Origin of the sequence: Bacillus thermozeamaize, from assembly GCA_002159075.1 — a bacterium.
In the GTDB taxonomy this organism is placed as follows: domain Bacteria; phylum Bacillota; class Bacilli; order ZCTH02-B2; family ZCTH02-B2; genus Bacillus_BB; species Bacillus_BB thermozeamaize.
In genome coordinates, this window is record LZRT01000066.1 from 18,601 (window position 1) to 35,886 (window position 17,286).

The 17,286-nt window shown below is 54.6% G+C and carries 15 protein-coding genes and 1 other RNA gene; 3 read left to right on the forward strand and 13 right to left on the reverse strand.

Annotation, left to right across the window (positions count from 1 at the left end; genetic code table 11):
* The first annotated feature begins 279 nt into the window (after window positions 1-279).
* Window positions 280-957 (forward strand): hypothetical protein, encoded by a 678-nt coding sequence (locus tag BAA01_13645; GenBank protein OUM88057.1) that lies wholly within the window; start codon window positions 280-282, stop codon window positions 955-957.
* Window positions 958-962: 5 nt separating this feature from the next.
* Here BAA01_13645 and BAA01_13650 read toward each other — a convergent pair whose 3' ends face one another.
* Both BAA01_13650 and BAA01_13655 read right to left on the reverse strand, forming a co-directional pair.
* Window positions 963-1,427 (reverse strand): hypothetical protein, encoded by a 465-nt coding sequence (locus tag BAA01_13650; GenBank protein ID OUM88058.1) that lies wholly within the window; start codon window positions 1,425-1,427, stop codon window positions 963-965.
* A 59-nt stretch (window positions 1,428-1,486) separates the two neighbouring features.
* Window positions 1,487-2,401 carry a 3-hydroxyisobutyrate dehydrogenase gene (locus tag BAA01_13655; GenBank protein ID OUM88059.1) on the reverse strand — a complete coding sequence of 305 codons (915 nt, stop codon included), beginning with the start codon at window positions 2,399-2,401 and terminating at the stop codon, window positions 1,487-1,489.
* A 175-nt stretch (window positions 2,402-2,576) separates the two neighbouring features.
* Here BAA01_13655 and BAA01_13660 point away from each other — a divergent pair, with 175 nt between their 5' ends.
* Entirely contained in the window at window positions 2,577-5,279 is a 2,703-nt protein-coding gene (locus BAA01_13660; protein ID OUM88060.1) for a hypothetical protein, read from the forward strand.
* Window positions 5,280-5,372: 93 nt separating this feature from the next.
* Here the strand turns inward: BAA01_13660 and BAA01_13665 are convergent, their stop codons facing one another.
* Complete coding sequence (locus BAA01_13665) at window positions 5,373-5,759, reverse strand: hypothetical protein (GenBank protein ID OUM88061.1); 387 nt, start codon at window positions 5,757-5,759, stop codon at window positions 5,373-5,375.
* Window positions 5,760-6,276: 517 nt separating this feature from the next.
* On the opposite strand from BAA01_13665, the gene BAA01_13670 reads away from it, so the two are divergent.
* Window positions 6,277-6,666, forward strand: a complete 390-nt coding sequence (locus BAA01_13670; GenBank protein ID OUM88062.1) for a glyoxalase — start codon at window positions 6,277-6,279, stop codon at window positions 6,664-6,666.
* Window positions 6,667-6,856: 190 nt separating this feature from the next.
* On the opposite strand, the gene ssrA is transcribed toward BAA01_13670, so the two are convergent.
* The 10 genes from ssrA to BAA01_13720 all read right to left on the reverse strand — a co-directional run bounded on the left by ssrA (window position 6,857) and on the right by BAA01_13720 (window position 17,274).
* Window positions 6,857-7,214: a transfer-messenger RNA gene (gene ssrA / locus BAA01_13675) on the reverse strand.
* A 187-nt stretch (window positions 7,215-7,401) separates the two neighbouring features.
* Entirely contained in the window at window positions 7,402-7,824 is a 423-nt protein-coding gene (locus BAA01_13680; GenBank protein ID OUM88063.1) for a transcriptional regulator, read from the reverse strand.
* Window positions 7,825-7,893: 69 nt separating this feature from the next.
* Complete coding sequence (locus BAA01_13685) at window positions 7,894-9,165, reverse strand: MFS transporter (GenBank protein OUM88120.1); 1,272 nt, start codon at window positions 9,163-9,165, stop codon at window positions 7,894-7,896.
* A gap of 114 nt (window positions 9,166-9,279) precedes the next feature.
* Window positions 9,280-9,609 (reverse strand): sulfurtransferase, encoded by a 330-nt coding sequence (locus BAA01_13690; GenBank protein OUM88121.1) that lies wholly within the window; start codon window positions 9,607-9,609, stop codon window positions 9,280-9,282.
* A 30-nt stretch (window positions 9,610-9,639) separates the two neighbouring features.
* The gene (locus BAA01_13695) at window positions 9,640-10,107 is read right to left on the reverse strand and encodes an SsrA-binding protein (GenBank protein OUM88064.1); all 468 of its coding nucleotides are present in this window, start codon (window positions 10,105-10,107) and stop codon (window positions 9,640-9,642) included.
* Window positions 10,108-10,149: 42 nt separating this feature from the next.
* Window positions 10,150-12,426 (reverse strand): ribonuclease R, encoded by a 2,277-nt coding sequence (locus BAA01_13700; protein OUM88065.1) that lies wholly within the window; start codon window positions 12,424-12,426, stop codon window positions 10,150-10,152.
* Between the two features lie 36 nt (window positions 12,427-12,462).
* On the reverse strand, window positions 12,463-13,221 hold the full coding sequence (locus BAA01_13705; GenBank protein ID OUM88066.1) for a hypothetical protein: 759 nt from the start codon (window positions 13,219-13,221) through the stop codon (window positions 12,463-12,465).
* Between the two features lie 144 nt (window positions 13,222-13,365).
* The gene (locus tag BAA01_13710) at window positions 13,366-13,596 is read right to left on the reverse strand and encodes a preprotein translocase subunit SecG (protein ID OUM88067.1); all 231 of its coding nucleotides are present in this window, start codon (window positions 13,594-13,596) and stop codon (window positions 13,366-13,368) included.
* A gap of 709 nt (window positions 13,597-14,305) precedes the next feature.
* Window positions 14,306-15,595, reverse strand: coding sequence for a phosphopyruvate hydratase (locus tag BAA01_13715; protein OUM88122.1), 1,290 nt, complete (start codon window positions 15,593-15,595; stop codon window positions 14,306-14,308).
* A gap of 134 nt (window positions 15,596-15,729) precedes the next feature.
* Entirely contained in the window at window positions 15,730-17,274 is a 1,545-nt protein-coding gene (locus BAA01_13720; protein OUM88068.1) for a phosphoglycerate mutase (2,3-diphosphoglycerate-independent), read from the reverse strand.
* Window positions 17,275-17,286: the final 12 nt, after the last annotated feature.

Genomic DNA, 17,286 nt, shown 5'->3' on the forward strand with positions numbered 1-17,286 from the left:
GTTTCCGATCAAAGTCTGACATCCCACATCACTTCCCTGCTCTAAGGTTTTTCAACTTCATCTTGCCAGACAAACCTTAAAAGAAGCTGAAAATCGGCGAAACTCGGCTGAGAACCGCGGACACCCCGTATATAGACATCTTTCAAATGAACACATAAAATGATCATATGTGAACAAATTTGTGAACTGATCCCATGCCCATCAGCGACATCTCTCACATAAATACCGAGGTGCGATAGAAGAGGCCACCGATGTTGTTGAAAGGGGGTCCTGAGCAAAATGAATGAATGGAGTCCTGCAGAAGCCTATCAACAGCAAAAAGCGGATGTCCTGACCTTGCAAATGGGCAATGAACTGTACGAACGGCTATGTACCGGCTCGTCATTCACCGGCCGCGTCCAGGAATTGCGCAAGGAGGTGCTTGCCAAAACCGGCGTTTTTCTGCCTCCGATCCGGATTCGCCGCGGTGATGATTGCCAGCCCAAACAATATCGGATACTCCTTCGCGGACAGCCAGCTGGTGAGGGAAGCCTGTTTGAAGATACATCCATTGAGGCAGCCGAAGACGAAGAAAGGCTGCTGGACCACATCCGTCAAATCTGTTACCTCAAGCTGGAACAGCTGCTCAGTTTCCAAGGCGTCGTCAAATGGCTGGAACAGGCGAAGAGCCATGCACCCGAGCTGGTGCAGGAATTGCTGGAACGCGGCATGACCCCTGGCCTTCTCTGGTCCGTCCTGCGCATCCTGATCAGAAAGCGGTATCCTCTTCACCCCTTTGAGGAATTGCTGGAATGGATGCTGGAATATTTTCTTTATCATCCCTACAACGGCTACATTCCGCCGCAGTGGACCCACCGTCATCCGGAAGACATCGCGGAGTTTATCCTAAAAAAAAGGCCACGCCCTTCCGAACAGCAGGAACAGGCGGCGGGAAACGTCAGATACCTTCAATTTTAAGCCGGCTACCGCTCATCCAGTTCCAGTTCGTCGAGGAGTGGATACACCGATTCCACTCCTTTTTCGGCAACCTGGCAAGCGATCCCCAGCGGCGTCATCCAGAACGTTTCCGGGATGCACGGATTTTTCAGCCCGGGCGGAGTGAACAACGCATGGTATATCCGGTTCAGATGCATCTGGGTCACACCCGGATCCGGCTCCTTGTTGCCGCGGACCAGATTGAATACATACTGGATGGAATCGAAGATGCTGTCCCCGGGAATGTGGGCAAATTCCCGGAAAAATGTCAGCCGCTTTTCGTACGGTTCCAGGGCCTCTTCAATACCGAGATCCTGCAACAGCCGGCGCAGCCGGTTTTCCAGCAACCGCAACACCCACCGCTTTTCATCCTGCATCAACTTGTCGGTATAGATTTCCTGCAGTTTTTCAAAGGCTTTTTCAGGCGTCCAACCCGACGGTCCTTCCCCCATCTGTCCATCCTCCTCTCGCATGCAAATTCCCCGTCTGCCTAGACCTCCGAGGCGACAGCCTATCCATCCTTCCTCTCTTCTGTCTTCTCGCCAGCGCACACCTTGACGCCGTATGCTTCTTCCAGAGGCAACAGGATGCTGGCGACATCCAGCTCTCCATATCCGGAAGCTTTGGTCGCCGCAACGGCTTCATAAGCCAACTGACCGGTTTTCGGCTGAATGCCCAGCTGGCCCGCCATCTCCAAGAGCAGCCCCAGATCCTTCAACAATAGGTCAATGCTGAAACGGGCCGCAAAATCCCGCTCGGCAATAAACGGAAAACTCCGCGCAAGCATCGCACTGGCCCCGGTGCTGTTCATCAGCAATTCATACAGCTGGTGAATATCGATCCCGGCTTTGCTGGCCATCAGCAACACTTCCGACAATGCCAGCTCGTGAACCCCCACCAGCATATTGTTCAGCAGCTTCACCACACTGCCGCTGCCACTCGGGCCAAAGTGGACCACATGCCGTCCCATCGCCCGAAAAACGGGCAAAACTTTCTGAAAGGCCGACTCGTCTCCACCTACCATAATACTCAGCGTGCCCGCCTCTGCCCCCATCGGTCCGCCGCTGACTGGCGCATCGAGAAAAGCCACGCCTTTTTCTCTGGCCGCAGCCTCGATCTTCCGGTTCAGTTCCGGCCCCACCGTACTGTGATCGGCCAGAATCAATCCTTCATGAGCACCTGCCAGAAGGCCGTTTTCCCCCAGATAAATTTCTTCCACTGTCTGCGGCAGCGGAACACAAGTGAGGGCCACATCCACCCGGCTGGCCAGGTCTGCCGGGCTGGCCGCCTCCTTTGCCCCGGCCGCCAAGGCTTGCTCAATCGGGCCTCGTGAACGGCTGACGACCCAGACCTCATAACCGGCTTTCAGCAGATTTTTCGCCATGGGCAGCCCCATTTTTCCCAGACCAACGTACCCTACTCTCATCCACGGTTCCTCCTCAAAGGATGTTTCAATACTCATTGTAATGCCAGATGGCCCCCCAGAGCAAACGAGGCGACCACTCTACCCCCTGATCTCGCTGGAAGATTTTTACCATTTCATCAAGCAATCTAGAACTTATGGTATAATGATCCTGTTTAAACAAGGGGGTAGGAAGCGCATGGAGCAGGATAAGGAGAAACAGGAACCATCCCAGCCCGCCGGACAGCCGTTCCCGTGGCGCCGGCTTCTCCGGACAGCTGCCATCACGTTCGGGCTGCTTGTCTATCTCGGATTGGCAGGGGCGGTATTTGCCGCCGGCGCCGGTTTTGGGCTGGTCAGCGCGTTGGTCAAGGATCAGCCCGTTCTGGGGCGGGAGGAAATGATCAACCTGGTCACCAACAACCACCAGACCACTTTCATCTACTTTCGCGACGGAACATTAATCGGACAATTGCGAACAGATGAAGACCGGAAAAACGTCACGCTGGATCAAGTTCCGGAACATCTGATCAAAGCCTTCATCGCCACAGAGGATCGCACCTTTTTCGAAAACCCGGGGATAGATGTGCGCGGTCTCGCGCGCGCAGTGCTGCAGCAGCTCACCCGCGCGCCTGTGCAGACCGGGGGCAGCACCATCACACAGCAGCTGATTAAGCTCGCGGTGCTGGAAGATCCTTCCCAAACGTACGCGCGCAAGGCGAAAGAGATCTTTCTGGCGCTTCGCCTCACCCGGATCATGTCCAAGGAAGAAATCCTGACCGCCTACCTGAACGAAATCTACTTCGGACCCAGCGCCAACAACACGCATGTATATGGCGTGCAGGCAGCCGCCAAGGGGATCTTCGGCGTCGATGTGGACCAGTTGAACCTTGCCCAGGCCGCCTACTTGGCCGGCATCCCGCAAAATCCGGCCGCCTACACCCCCTTCAAGGAAGACGGCATCAAACGCGGGCTGGAACGGCAGAAGACGGTCCTCAACCGGATGCTGGAAATGGGCTTCATCACGCCTGCAGAATACCAAGAGGCGCTTGCCTTTGACATCGCCTCTTCGCTGGCCAAGCGCACTCCCAAAGCATTTGAACGGTATCCCTATCTGACGATGGAAATCGAAAAACGGGCTGCCGAGGTACTGTTGGAACAAAAGGGCATCCGGCGGGACGATCCCAATTATCAAGAGGCCTTAAACAAGACACGGCAGGAAGTGCTGCGCGGCGGTTACCGCATTATCACCACCATTGATAAAAAAATCTATGATGCGATGCAGGAAATCGCCCAAAACCCGAAAAATTTCGGCCCGAACAAAAGTTACACGGCTTCGGATGGCCGCAAAATCACCAATGCTCCTGAACAGGTCGGGGCCGTCCTCATCCATAACAAGACGGGCGCGATACTTGGAATGGTTGAAGGGAGAGGCTTTGACATCTCCCAGGTCAATTTCGCCACGTCGCCAAGACAGCCCGGCTCGGCCATGAAGCCGCTGGCGGCCTATGCACCCGCCATTGAAGAAGGAAAGCTGCAGCCTGCTTCCGCCATCGACGACACCCCGATTGTGCTTTCCGGACACATCCCGAAAAACGACGACGGCAAATATCACGGGCTGATGACCGCCCGTCACGCCCTGAACAAATCCTACAACATTCCTGCCCTGAAGGTGTACAACGATCTTTTGGGCATCCAGGAGGGCTTGAAATACGTCAAGGAACTGGGCGTCAACACCCTCACCGAAGGGGACTATGCCGCCCAGACCGGCGTGATCGGGGGATTGGCTTACGGGCTGACTGTCGAGGAGATCACCAACGCCTATGCCACATTTGCCAACCAGGGAAATTTTATCGACGCTTACCTGATCGAACGGATCGAGGGACCGAACGGCGAGCTGATTTACCAGCACAAGGTGCAAAAGAAACCGGTCTTCCGGGAACAGACCGCCTATCTCATCACGGACATGTTGCGCACCGTGGTGACGGAAGGAACAGCCCGCTCACAAATATACAACAAGCTGAAAATCAAAAGGGATCTGGCAGGGAAAACCGGAACCACCAACCGGAACGTGGATCTCTGGTTCATCGGCTACACCCCGGAAATCTCGCTTGGGGTGTGGACAGGCTATGAAATCAACCACAGAATGAGCGATGCCAACCGCGCCAAGAAAATCTGGGTGCTGCTGTTCAATCGTCTGATGGAATTGGATCCCAGCCTTTCTCCCAAGGAGGCCACGTTCCCCAAACCGGACGGTCTGGTGAAGCAAACGGTCTGTTCACTGTCGGGCAAATTGCCCACCGATCTCTGCCGCCTGGCCGGAACCCTGACCACCGATTGGTTTGAACGCGACCATCTGCCGAAAGAAAGCTGCGACGTCCACGTCAAGGCCCGTCTCGTCTTTTACAACAATGAAAACTACCTGGCGCAGGAAGCCACGCCGGCGGACATGGTACGGGAGGGCGTGTTCATCAAACGGCAGCCCTATTACGTTCCTCCCGGCGGTTCCGCGGACAGGTACAGGCCGCTGGATTGGAAAGATACCTTGCCGAACAAGATGGATCCACGCCAGGATGACGGCCATCCCCCATCCGCCCCCAGAGGGGTGGTCCTTCAGGGAGCCACCCTGGCCTGGCAAGCCAATCCGGAATCGGATGTCGTGGGTTACCGCGTATACCGCTCCAGTGATGGACAGCATTTTGTCAAAGTGGGTGCCGTCCTCGCAGGCGAACCGCTCCAATTCACGGATTCTGCTGCGGGCATGTATCTGTACCGGGTGACCGCCGTTGACGTCGCAGGAAAAGAGTCGGCCTGGGCTGAGGCAGGCGTTCCGGCCGTGCCGGCGCCACCCCCGAATGACGGCGGCCCGTCTTCACCCGAAGAGACAACGCCTCCCCAATAGACGGCTGTCTTCACCCGCCGCTATCCATCGCAAACGCAAGAGACTGCCCCATGCCGAAGGCAGTCTCTTTCCCATTTTCTCCCAAAAAAAGCGTTATTGTTGCCGATACTGGTTATAGGATCTGTAAGTGGAAGTGGTTTGATACGGCGCACCTGTATAATAACCGGTTTGCGTTTGGGAAGTGGCCGAAGGCTGAACCACTCCCTGAAACAATCTCATTTGCTGTTCCGCTTGCATGATCAGCTGCTCGCACTGCTGGATCGACTTCCAGATTTGCTGTTGTTGCTGATAGAGCTGCTGCAACTGTTGCACGGTATCTTGCTCTCGTTGGCCAAGCTGGAACAATTGCTGCGAATTTTGTTGTTCCACCTGTGCCAACTGCTGAATCTGAGACCGGATCTGCTGCTCTGCTTGTTGTGCCTGGTTGAAGATTTGCTGAATCTGATGCAACTGGTTCATCACCATCGACACGTTGGCCATGATTTCCCCTCCTAGGCGAACTTGAGTGGATTGCATCGGCTGGCTGGCGTAGCCGCCCCAAGCCAATGATATTATCTCCCTCCATCTGAAAACGATGCACAGAGCTATCGTTCAGCATTCCCGAAACCATGTTCCCCTCTCCGCGATCTGCCCTGCCGCGCACATCACTCTGGCAAAGGTATGACGCAACGATGATTCAAATGACGCTAACGGAAAGTATGCACGACGCATTTTACATGTTATGATATAAGGAAGCAATGGAGACAAGCCGGAAAGGGGGTTAAGCGGGATAGCGGACCCTTTTGCTGGTCGGCACGGCGCTTATGGGAAATGGCAATATAGCGCTTGACCCGTCAAAATCGGTACGACAAAAATTTGTTTAATCAACCGCCCGGTGTCGGAATAAGCTGTCATTAGATATCAGAAACTTTGGCGATGGAAAGGAATCGGAGCAGCGGCTTTGATGTTTTCTTTATTATTTGATTTTAAATTATTATGAGAAGGTACGGAAAAGTATATGATTAGTAAAGTCGGTCAAATCATGTTGTATGTAAACAACCAGGATGAGGCAGTGAAATTTTGGACAGAAAAAATGGGATTCAGTGTCATTTCTGAAGAAAATCACGGTCAAGGAATGAGATGGATTGAAATTGCTCCGACAAAGCGCACAGAAACAAGCATCGTTCTCCATAATAAGGAATTCGTCGCGAAAATGGAACCCGAATTAAATCTTGGCACACCTTCTTTATTGTTTTTTTCGGAAAATATCGATGAATTGCATAGAGACTTATCAAATAAAAATGTCAAAGTCGGAGAAATTGTAAATATGCCTTCCGGCAGAGTGTTTAACTTTGCAGATAATGAACAAAATTACTTTGCCGTAATGGAAAAAATAAACGGCTCATAAAACGGAGTAACGATCCGCATTGCTTATCGTGCCTTTTTCGGAACTGGGAACTGAACCTATATCCATTTTAGGCGTAGGCGGTCGACGGGGATAGTCGACCGCCTTTTTCATCCAACGCGTGACGTCGGCAATGAATCGATTTCGGGCATAAGAAAAGCCCTGACCGCATGAGGTCGGGCTTTTCATGACATGGTGGAGGCGAGGGGAGTCGAACCCCTGTCCGGAGGCAACGTTCACACCAGCTTCTCCGAGCGCAGTCACTGTATTGCGATTTAATCCAGCGAATTGCCCAGTGACAGGCCTTTCGCCAGACGAGTTCCCTTCTGTTCGCCTACCAGCCGGGAACAGGCTGGAAGGCTAGCCCACAAGGGTTGAGCCCCATGTCCGCCACGTGGGCGATGGCGGGATGGAGCCGCACAGCTTAAGCAGCCAGTGCGAGAGATTCTTGTTTTTTGCCGTTTACATTTGGCTCCGCGTTAGACAAGGTCGCGGCCCCTTGGCTCGCTACTGATGCACGTAACACCCCCGTCGAATCCCAAAACGCCCCCTTGTTCATGGTTCAACCTTGGTAGAGGCTCAAGATCTCATGTCGATGATCAGCGCCACTCCCTGTCTGGGCTTATTATTATATGCTACCTTGTCAAAAAGATCAATACTCACTCCGCCATCGCTCGCTTTGGCCATCGCGCAGACTCCCCTGGCGCCGAATGGCCCAATCCGGTCCCGCTGACAACGTCACTTGTTCACTCCGCCGATTTTGGCCAACATCCGCTTTAATGACGCCACTTCCGCCTCTGTAAAGTGCTTTAATAGTTCTTCATTCGCCTCGTCCATCTTTTGATTCAACTTTTGCTCCAACCGCTTTCCCTTATTGGTGAGATATATCCGATTGACGCGGCGATCATTCGGATCTGGGCGGCGGACAATGAGCCCTTTTTGAATCAGGCGATCCAATAGACCGGTCATGGTGGCCCCATCCAGCAGCAGACGCTCACCTAATTCAGCAGCATGCCGGCCATCTTTTTCCCACAGTAAATGCAACACTGCAAACTGCACAGAAGTAAGATTGTAGGAGCTCAACTTTTGTTTGCTCAGTTGGTTCGCTTTTTGATAAGCTTTCCCCAAAAGAAAGTTGATGCAGTCTTCAATCCTTTCCATGATTGGACCACTCTCTCCGAAGCGCCAAATTTTCATTTGATCTCAGGACAATGACATGCAATTTCGCAACTATACGCTCAGCCCTCTTTGGATCGCCGTATCGGCCATCCGAATCCTGGTGGACATCATGGCCGCGCAAAAACAAAGGAATCCGGCCAAGACGAAAGCCATGATATAATCTCCAAACCAATCCCGCAACACCCCTGAGAAATAAGCCGCCGTTGAGGCTCCCAGCTGGTGGGACACGACAATCCAGCCGAATACCATGCCTGCACGCTCCTTACCGAAGGCCTCGGTCGTCAGTTTTGCCGTAGGCGGTACCGTAGCAATCCAATCCAAACCATAGAATACGGCGAAGACGAATAGATGCATTGGCCCGAGCCCCAACGCCTGCGGCAAATAAATCAGGGATAGGCCGCGAAGACCATAGTACCAGAACAAAAGCAAGCGGTTGTCAAAACGGTCGGATAGCCAGCCCGATATGGTCGTGCCAAGAAGGTCAAAAACGCCCATTAAGGCAAGCAGCCCTGCCCCCGTCACCATCGAAATATCAAAATCGCCGCAAGCGGCGATAAGATGCGTGCCGATTAATCCGTTCGTCGTGAACCCACAGATGAAAAACGAACCCGCAAGCAGCCAGAACGTTTTGCTCCGATAAGCAATGCGAAGAACACGAAACGGTTCAAGGAACAGATTCCCTTGGAATGCAGGCGGTTTGACCAATTGGTCGCTGCCATAAGGCGCCACGCCTATATCATAGGGGTGATTCCGCATCCATACGGCAACGATCGGCAACAACACAACCAGGGCGGCAACAGCGGCATAAACCGAATACCGCCAGCCAACCTCCTCCGTGATTTTCGCCAACAAAGGCAGAAACAGCAACTGCCCGGTCGCAGCGCTCGCCGTAAGCATCCCGACCACAAGACCTTTCTGTTTGACGAACCACCGGTTGGCCACCGTCACGCCCAGCACATTCGCCAGTGCGCCTACCCCCACGCCCACAACAATGCCCCAGAGAAAGTCAAATTGCCACAATGCGTTCATAAACGGCGTCAGCGACAGACTCACTGCCAATAGCAGCAGGGAAGCCACCATCGTTCGGCGAATGCCGAAACGTTCCATCCATGCCGCGGCAAAAGGACCTGTAAGACCATATAAAAAAATATTGATCGCGACGACGGTGGATACTTCGGAACGGCTCCAGCCGAACTCCTCTTCGAAAGGCATGATAAAGATGCCCGGGATAGAACGGATCCCGGCCGATATCATCAGGGTCACAAACACGATCAATACGACAAGCCATCCATAATGTAATTTTGATGATTCCGACTTTTTCAATCCCATCTTCAACGAAATCCACCCTTTTGCATGGGTTATTATCTTCCCTGTTAATGATTTGAATACAAATGATATGTGTACAAATTATTTGCGATAAAGCAATAATATCACTTGTTATTTGTCTGTCAAGCGTATTTTTCTCCCTGCCTCATCTGACCAAGCCAGCATCCCGCCAAGCAAATTTTTGACGTTGGTATAGCCTTGTGCCATGAGATATTGGCAGGCGATTCTGCTGCGGTAGCCAATTTTGCAGACCAACACAGCCTCCGTGTCGGAATCGATCTCTTTCATGCGATAAGGCAGTTCTCCCAGAGGAATGTGGCGGGCACCGCGAATCATCCCCATGGCCACCTCCTCCGGTTCACGGACATCGATGATCTGGATTGGTTCCCCTTGTTCCAATTTCTTCTGCAACTCCGCAGGCAACATCTCCACCACACGCATCCTGACATGCACCCCGATTTCCCCTGCTCATTATATCTTTTGCCGCTCCCGGAAGGCCCGTTCGATCTCGCGCTGCGCGTCCCGTTTGGCCATCGCCTGGCGCTTGTCGTACAGCTTTTTCCCTTTCGCCAGCGCCAGTTCCACCTTGGCAAACCCGTTTCGAATGTAAATTTTCAGGGGAATGAGCGCGTATCCTTTCTCCTTGGTCGCCCCGATCAGCTTGCGAATCTCCTCCTTGTGAAGCAGCAATTTGCGGGTCCGTTCCGGGTCGTGGTTGAACCGGTTTCCCTGTTCATAAGGACTGATGTGCAAACCATAGAGAAACACTTCGCCGTCTTCAACGCGGGCAAAGCTGTCTTTGAGGTTGACCCGGCCGGCGCGAATGGACTTGATCTCCGTTCCTTTCAGCACCATCCCCGCCTCGTAGGTCTCCTCAATAAAATAATCGTGTGTGGCCTTGCGGTTTTGCGCGATCACTTTTCCGATTCCCTTCCCCATCGTTTCGTCCCTCCCAAAGAAAAATGCTGTTTCTTTGTTTCTTTACATCCGTTGCTTTTTCTGCTTCCCCTTTGCCTTTTTCCCTTTCCTTTTGGACGTTTCTTTCGCCTGGGATGCGATGATCACTTTGGCTTGCGCTTTCTTTTTGCGCTTGCGAACCTTGCCTTCAATCAGCTCAAATTCCACCCGCCGCTCATCCTCGTCCACCGCCAGCACGCGGACACGCACCTCATCGCCGATCCGATACATTTTCCCGGTACGTTCCCCGACCAACGCATATTGGCTGTCCAGGTAGTGATAATAATCATCGGTCATGTAGCTGACGTGAACCAGTCCTTCCACCAGGTTGGGCAGCTGGACGAATATGCCAAAGGGAGTCACGCCGCTGATAATCCCCTCAAACGCTTCGCCAATGTGCTCTGACATCCATTGGGCTTTTTTCAAATCTTCCGTTTCCCGCTCCGCCTCAACCGCGATGCGCTCCCGGACCGAGACGTGCTCAGCCACTTCCGGCATCCTTTTGCGCAGTTTTTCCGCCCGCTCTTCTGTCATCGATCGTTCCAGCAGCACCTGGCGAATCATCCGGTGCACGACCAAATCGGGATAGCGACGGATGGGGGAAGTGAAATGCGTATAGTAAGAAGCGGCCAGGCCGAAATGGCCCAGGTTCTGTTCGTCGTATCTGGCTTGTTTCAGCGAGCGCAGCATGACCGTGCTGATCACCTGTTCCTCGGGGGTGCCGGCAATCTCCGTCAGAACCTGCTGCAACGCCTTTGGATGAATCCGGTTGCCGACGCCGCGGAGGTGATACCCGAAGCTGGCGATAAACTGCGCAAAGGAAAGCATCTTGTCACTGTCCGGATCTTCGTGGACCCGGTAAAGAAAAGGCTGCTGCAGCCAGTAAAAATGCTCTGCCACGGTCTCATTGGCGGCCAGCATGAACTCCTCAATGATCTGTTCCGCAATGGTCCGCTCCTTCCGCAAGATTTCCACCGGTTTGCCGGAGGCATCCACCAGAATCTTGGCTTCCGGGAAATCAAAATCTACCGCGCCTCGTCGCATGCGTTTGGCGCGTAGCGTGAGAGCCAGCCGTTCCATCTCCTGAAACATCGGCAGGAGCGCCTCATACCGCTTGCGCAGCTGTTCATGGCGGGCGACATCCCCTTCCGCGTCTGCGCTTCCTTTCAGCAGCTCGTAGACATCACGGTAGCTCATCCGCTCGACCGTACGGATCACACTGGGAAAAATGGCATGGTTGACCACTTCGCCCTGCGGATTAATCTCCATTTCGCAACTGATGGTCAGCCGGTCGACCCGCGGATGCAGGCTGCAAATCCCGTTCGACAGACGCGGCGGCAACATGGGGATCACGCGGTCAACCAGATAGACACTGGTGCCTCGGCGGTAGGCCTCCCGATCCAAGGCGCTCCCTTCCTTGACATAGTAACTGACATCGGCGATATGCACGCCGAGAAGCCAGTTGCCGTTCGGGAGGCGTTCGACCGAGACGGCATCATCCAGGTCTTTGGCATCCTCCCCGTCTATCGTGACAATCGATTTGCCGCGCAGATCCTTCCGCTGGGCTATCTCTTCCGCCGCGACCTCCTCCGGCACCTGCTCCGCCTCGGCCAGCACCTCAGCGGGAAATTGCTCCGGCAAGTCATACTTGCGGATGATGGAAAGGATATCCACCCCGGGCTCATGCTTGTAACCCAGGATTTCAATCACTTCTCCTTCCGCGCTCAAGCGCTTTTCAGGATATTTGGTGATTCGGACCACCACTTTTTGCCCTTCCTGCGCCTGACTGGAGGCCCCCTGGGGAATCAAAATGTCTGTCGTGATCCGCCTGTCATCCGGAATCACAAACCCAAAATGGCGTTCATCCCGATAGGTTCCCACCACGGTCTGGTTGGCCCGCTTGAGAATCCGGACAATTTCCCCTTCCGCGCGCCCATCACGGTTTCTCTTCTGCACCCGCACCAAAACCGTATCGCCATGCATCGCCCCTTTCATATCCAGGGCATGAATGTAGATATCTTCCTCGGCCTCCTCTTCCGGGATCACAAAGCCGTACCCTTTGGGATGGGCCTCCAGCCGGCCGCGCACCAGATTCATCCGTTCCGGCACGCCGTAACGGTTGGAACGGGTGCGGACAATCTTCCCTTCTTCCTCCAACCGGGTAACCAGCTGCACCAATTCCTTGAAGTCGGCGGCACTCTCCAGCCCAAATGCCGCCTCCAGCTCGTGAATCGTCAATGGCTTGTAGGCTTCCTCCCGCATAAATTCCAGCAATTCCTCTTCCGTCATGGGCATCTGCATTCGCTCCTTATGTCTCCTCCGTCATATCGTTCTTTCTTATTGTTCACTCAAACAACGGCGGATAAACTCCTCAACCTCCTCAAATACCTGCTGCCGCTCCCTGTCCAGGGTCAGGATATGGCCGGAATTGCTGTACCAGCGTAATTGTTTATCCGTGGAACCCAGCGCATCATAGATGTATTGGGCACTCCTGGGACTCACCGTTCGGTCCCGGGTCCCCTGCATGATCAATGCCGGAACCTGAATACGCGGCAGCAGCCTTTTCACCTCTTTCATCAACCGGTACAGATGGGCCGCCGACTTGACCGGCGTCCGGTCATAACTCCATTTGTATGCTTCCACCTCCGGGTTGGGATCCCTGCCGATATGCTTCTGATACCGGTAAATCGGATAAACCCACCTGGAGAGCCCGATCAGGCGCTCGTAAACAAAGACCGGCGCGGCCATGGCAACGACGCCTTGGACGGGCTGGTTGGCCGCCAATTTCAGGGCGAGCAACCCTCCCATCGACAAACCGATGACAAACAGGTTTGAAGTGTCTGCCCTCTTCAGCCGCTGATACCCCTCCAGGACACTGGCCCACCAGTCGTCCGCCGTGGTCCTCTCCAGATCTTCCGCCCGTGTCCCATGCCCTTTCAGGAGAGGCGCATGAACGGTATACCCGCGCTGGTGAAAATAGTCGCCCAGGAGGCTCATTTCCGCGCAAGAACCGGTAAACCCGTGAATCAGGAGGAGGCCGACCGGTTTTGTCCCCTGAAGAAAGAAAGATTCCGGCGAGCGGGCATGAATGCGCATGGTACTCCCCCTCTTTGTTCGCACAACAACGTCATGATCGTACTGATCGTACTGTATCCGGAAAAAAGAAAAACAGCAAGAAAGAAATGCGCTTCCCTGCTGTTCCATGGATAAGGACGGAATGTTCGTTGTATCCGGCAACCATCACAGGAAATACCCTAGCAGTACCGTCAGAATGAAAAAGGCCACCCCAAATACGATCGTCAGACGGTGCAACAGCGCATCGATACCCCGCGCTTTCTGCTTGCCCAACAGCTGTTCCGCGCCACCGGCGATCGCGCCCGACAAGCCGGCGCTCTTTCCTTCCTGCAGAAGCACCGTAGCAATGACTCCCAAGCATGAGATGACCAGCAAGGTGATGAGCAATGGGATCATGCACTCTACCTCCTCCAAACGCTCCACAAACACGCCAGTATTTTAGCATACTTCAAGAGAGACTGGCAAGGAAAAGCCATCACCGCCTTTTCGTCTTACATGCGCCCATAAAGAAAAGAGACCTCCCTGAACACATGAGGTTAGGGGAGGTCTGTCTCTTTGACTATCGATATCTATGGGATCGTCAATCTGATCATAATTTAACCAAAAGTATTCAAAGTGTTATTATGGGGCTTGTACAATAGGACGGCTCCTCAAGGGGGATCGGCTCACCTCTTTACCCCGCAAGGGAAGGGGGTGAGAAAATGACAGTATATGAAGCAATCGCATTGATGATTGCTTTCGGCATGTTGATTGCCATGCTGTCAAATGATAGAAAAAGTAGATCACCCTTGAGCCTGGAGGGCTGGTGATCTAACATTCCCTTCACTTGAGCCGACGCCCTTGTGTGGGCATCTATTGTACTTCGGTCATAGGTGTTGCCGCACCTACGGTCACTTTCATTGTACGTACGTTACCGGCAAAATAAACGTGTTTACCGTTATCCTGGCACATTTTGGGCAGATTGCCATGCAAAAGCATATCACCCTTGAACTTGACACCATGCATCTGTCATGTACCTACTTACCTACTTAGATATTACCACGGATGTTGAAAATGAACAACCTCGGGCGACACTGCCCCGGTGCACCGCCCCGGTCCACAAGCGCTATCCTTTGAAACGGCGCAGGTTGTAAAAGGCCTCCAGGCCTGCGTACTTTCCAATCCCTGCCAGTTCATCGTGAATCCGAAGCAACTGGTTGTACTTGGCAACCCGGTCGGTGCGGGACGGCGCACCCGTTTTGATCTGTCCGCTGTTGGTCGCCACGGCCAGATCGGCAATCGTCGTGTCCTCCGTTTCGCCGGAACGGTGCGAGATCACCGCCGTGTATCCGGCCCGCTTTGCCATCTCCACCGCCTCAAACGTCTCCGTCAGGGTGCCGATTTGATTCACCTTGATCAGGATGGAATTGCCCACATGTTGCTCGATTCCCTGCCGCAGGCGGCTGGTGTTGGTGACAAACAGATCATCCCCGACCAGCTGCACTTGCTTGCCCAGGCGGTCGGTCAGGCGGGCCCAGCCTTCCCAGTCATCCTCCGCCATTCCGTCTTCAATGGAGAGGATCGGGTACTTTTCCACCAGGTGGGTGTAGAAGTCGATCATTTCGCTGCTGGTCCGGCTGACGCCTTCCCCTTCCAAGTGGTACATCCCGTCCCGGTACAACTCGGTCGAAGCGATGTCCAGCGCGAGAAAAACATCTTTCCCCGGCTCGTAGCCGGCCTGCTTGATCGCCTCGAGGATGGTCTGGATCGCTTCCTCATTGGATGACAGGTTGGGCGCAAAGCCCCCCTCATCGCCCACCGCAGTGCTCAATCCCTTGGCCTTGAGCACCTTTTTCAGGTGGTGAAACACCTCTGCGCCGATCCGGAGCGCCTCCCTGAAATCTTCCGCACCAACCGGCATGATCATGAATTCCTGGAAGTCCACATTGTTGTCCGCATGTTTGCCGCCGTTGAGAATGTTCATCATCGGCACGGGCAAGGTGCGGGCGGTAAATCCCCCGAGATACGCATACAGGGGCACTCCGAGGTGTTGAGCTGCCGCCCGGGCGACCGCCATCGACACGCCCAAAATGGCGTTGGCCCCCAGCTTTTCCTTGTTGGGTGTCCCGTCCAGCTGGATCATCAGCTGGTCAATGCCGACCTGATCCAACGCATCCAGGCCCAGCAATTCCGGCCCAATGGTTTCATTGACATGGCGGACAGCCTGTTGGACCCCCTTGCCCAGGTAACGCCCCTCATCCTCGTCGCGCAACTCCACCGCTTCGTGGGCGCCTGTGGAGGCGCCGGAAGGAACGATCGCCCGCCCCATCGCGCCGGATTCGAGGTAGACCTCCACCTCGACAGTCGGGTTGCCCCGCGAGTCCAGCACCTCCCTGGCCAGCACTTCTTCAATCATCCGGCCCGCGCTTGAAAATCCATGATCCGGCATATCTGCATGTCTCCTTTCTCACCGAACTCACATGCTCAACCTTGCACTCACAGTCCACGACCGCCTCAATGACGAGCGGCTCGATGAAAGTACGAACGTCCTCACTCCTCGCCGGCAATCATCGAACGGCCGGTCATTTGCGGAGGCTGCTCTATCCCCAGCAAATGCAACAAGGTGGGTGCCACGTCGGCCAGAATGCCCTCCTCCCGCAGCCGGATGCCCTTCTTTGTCACGATCATCGGCACGGGCGCCGTGCTGTGCGAGGTGACGGGATTGCCGTTGTCATCGATCATCGTATCGGCATTTCCGTGATCGGCGATGATCACGGCCACCCCGCCCTGGGACAGCACCGCATCCACCACTTTGCCGAGGCACTCGTCCACCGCCTCCACAGCCCGGATCGTAGGCTCCATCTTCCCGGAATGACCCACCATGTCCGGATTGGCAAAGTTGAGGATGATCACATCCTGCTCTCCTCGCTCCAGCTCTTGCAGCAACGCATCGGTTACCTCGTAAGCGCTCATCTCCGGCTTGAGATCGTACGTGGCCACTTTCGGAGAGTCAATGAGAACCCGCTTTTCGCCCGGAAAGGCGTTTTCCCGGCCCCCGCTGAAAAAGAAGGTGACGTGAGGATATTTTTCCGTCTCGGCGATTCTCAGCTGCCGCAACCCATGCTGGGAAACCACTTCCCCAAAAGTGTTGTCCAGATTGGTGGGTCTGTAGGCCACATACCCGTTGACCGTCTCGCTGAAATGGGTCAGGCAGACAAAGTGGAGATCCCGCGGCCGCCCGGGTCCCCGGTCAAAGCCGCGAAAATCGTCATTCGTAAACGCTTGGGAAATCTGGATCGCCCGATCGGGGCGGAAGTTGTAAAAAATCACGGCATCCCTGGAACGGACAAGCCCGACCGGCTTCCCTTGCTCATCCACGAGGACAGAGGGAAGCACAAACTCGTCATAAATGCCCTCTTCGTAAGATGCCTCCAGGGCCTGGATCGGATCCCGCACCTTTCTCCCCTCTCCATAGACAAGCGCCCGGTACGCCTTCTCGGTCCGCTCCCAGCGCCGATCCCGGTCCATCGCGTAGTAGCGGCCCTGGATCGTGGCAAACCGGCCGACGCCCAGCTCCTTCATCTTCGCAAGGGTCTGTTCAATGTAACGCCGCGCACTGTCGGGCGCCACATCCCGTCCGTCCAGAAAGGCGTGCACGTACACACGGGATAGCTGACTGCGCCTGGCCAGCTCCAACAGCGCGAACAGATGCTCGATATGACTATGTACACCGCCGTCCGAAAGCAACCCAAACAGGTGCAACGCGGCATCTTCCCGCCTCACGTGTTCGATCGCCCGCAAAAACACCTCGTTTGTGAAAAAGCTGCCTTCCCGGATCGACTTGTTGACACGTGTCAGATCCTGATACACGATCCGCCCGGCGCCAATGTTCAGGTGGCCCACTTCCGAGTTCCCCATCTGGCCGTCCGGCAAGCCCACCGCTTCTCCGCTTGCCTGCAAAATGGCATGAGGATACTCCTGCCAATACCGATCAAAATTGGGTTTGCGGGCTTGCGCGACGGCATTTCCTTCCACCTGCTGGCGCCATCCGAATCCGTCCAGAATGATCAGTGCCACAGGTTTGGGCCGCTTCATGGCACATCCCTT

Excerpts from the sequence above, each read along its gene's own strand:
- BAA01_13650 (OUM88058.1), bottom strand. The coding sequence starts at position 1,427 with ATGGGGGAAGGACCGTCGGGTTGGACGCCTGAAAAAGCCTTTGAAAAA.
- BAA01_13655 (OUM88059.1), bottom strand. The coding sequence starts at position 2,401 with ATGAGAGTAGGGTACGTTGGTCTGGGAAAAATGGGGCTGCCCATGGCG.
- BAA01_13665 (OUM88061.1), bottom strand. The coding sequence starts at position 5,759 with ATGGCCAACGTGTCGATGGTGATGAACCAGTTGCATCAGATTCAGCAA.
- BAA01_13710 (OUM88067.1), bottom strand. The coding sequence starts at position 13,596 with ATGATCCCATTGCTCATCACCTTGCTGGTCATCTCATGCTTGGGAGTC.
- BAA01_13705 (OUM88066.1), bottom strand. The coding sequence starts at position 13,221 with ATGCGCATTCATGCCCGCTCGCCGGAATCTTTCTTTCTTCAGGGGACA.
- BAA01_13715 (OUM88122.1), bottom strand. The coding sequence starts at position 15,595 with ATGATTGAAGAAGTGCTGGCCAGGGAGGTGCTGGACTCGCGGGGCAAC.
- BAA01_13720 (OUM88068.1), bottom strand. The coding sequence starts at position 17,274 with ATGAAGCGGCCCAAACCTGTGGCACTGATCATTCTGGACGGATTCGGA.
- BAA01_13670 (OUM88062.1), top strand. The coding sequence starts at position 6,277 with ATGATTAGTAAAGTCGGTCAAATCATGTTGTATGTAAACAACCAGGAT.
- BAA01_13645 (OUM88057.1), top strand. The coding sequence starts at position 280 with ATGAATGAATGGAGTCCTGCAGAAGCCTATCAACAGCAAAAAGCGGAT.
- BAA01_13700 (OUM88065.1), bottom strand. The coding sequence starts at position 12,426 with ATGCAGATGCCCATGACGGAAGAGGAATTGCTGGAATTTATGCGGGAG.
- BAA01_13690 (OUM88121.1), bottom strand. The coding sequence starts at position 9,609 with ATGCGTGTGGTGGAGATGTTGCCTGCGGAGTTGCAGAAGAAATTGGAA.
- BAA01_13695 (OUM88064.1), bottom strand. The coding sequence starts at position 10,107 with ATGGGGAAGGGAATCGGAAAAGTGATCGCGCAAAACCGCAAGGCCACA.
- BAA01_13680 (OUM88063.1), bottom strand. The coding sequence starts at position 7,824 with ATGGAAAGGATTGAAGACTGCATCAACTTTCTTTTGGGGAAAGCTTAT.
- BAA01_13660 (OUM88060.1), top strand. The coding sequence starts at position 2,577 with ATGGAGCAGGATAAGGAGAAACAGGAACCATCCCAGCCCGCCGGACAG.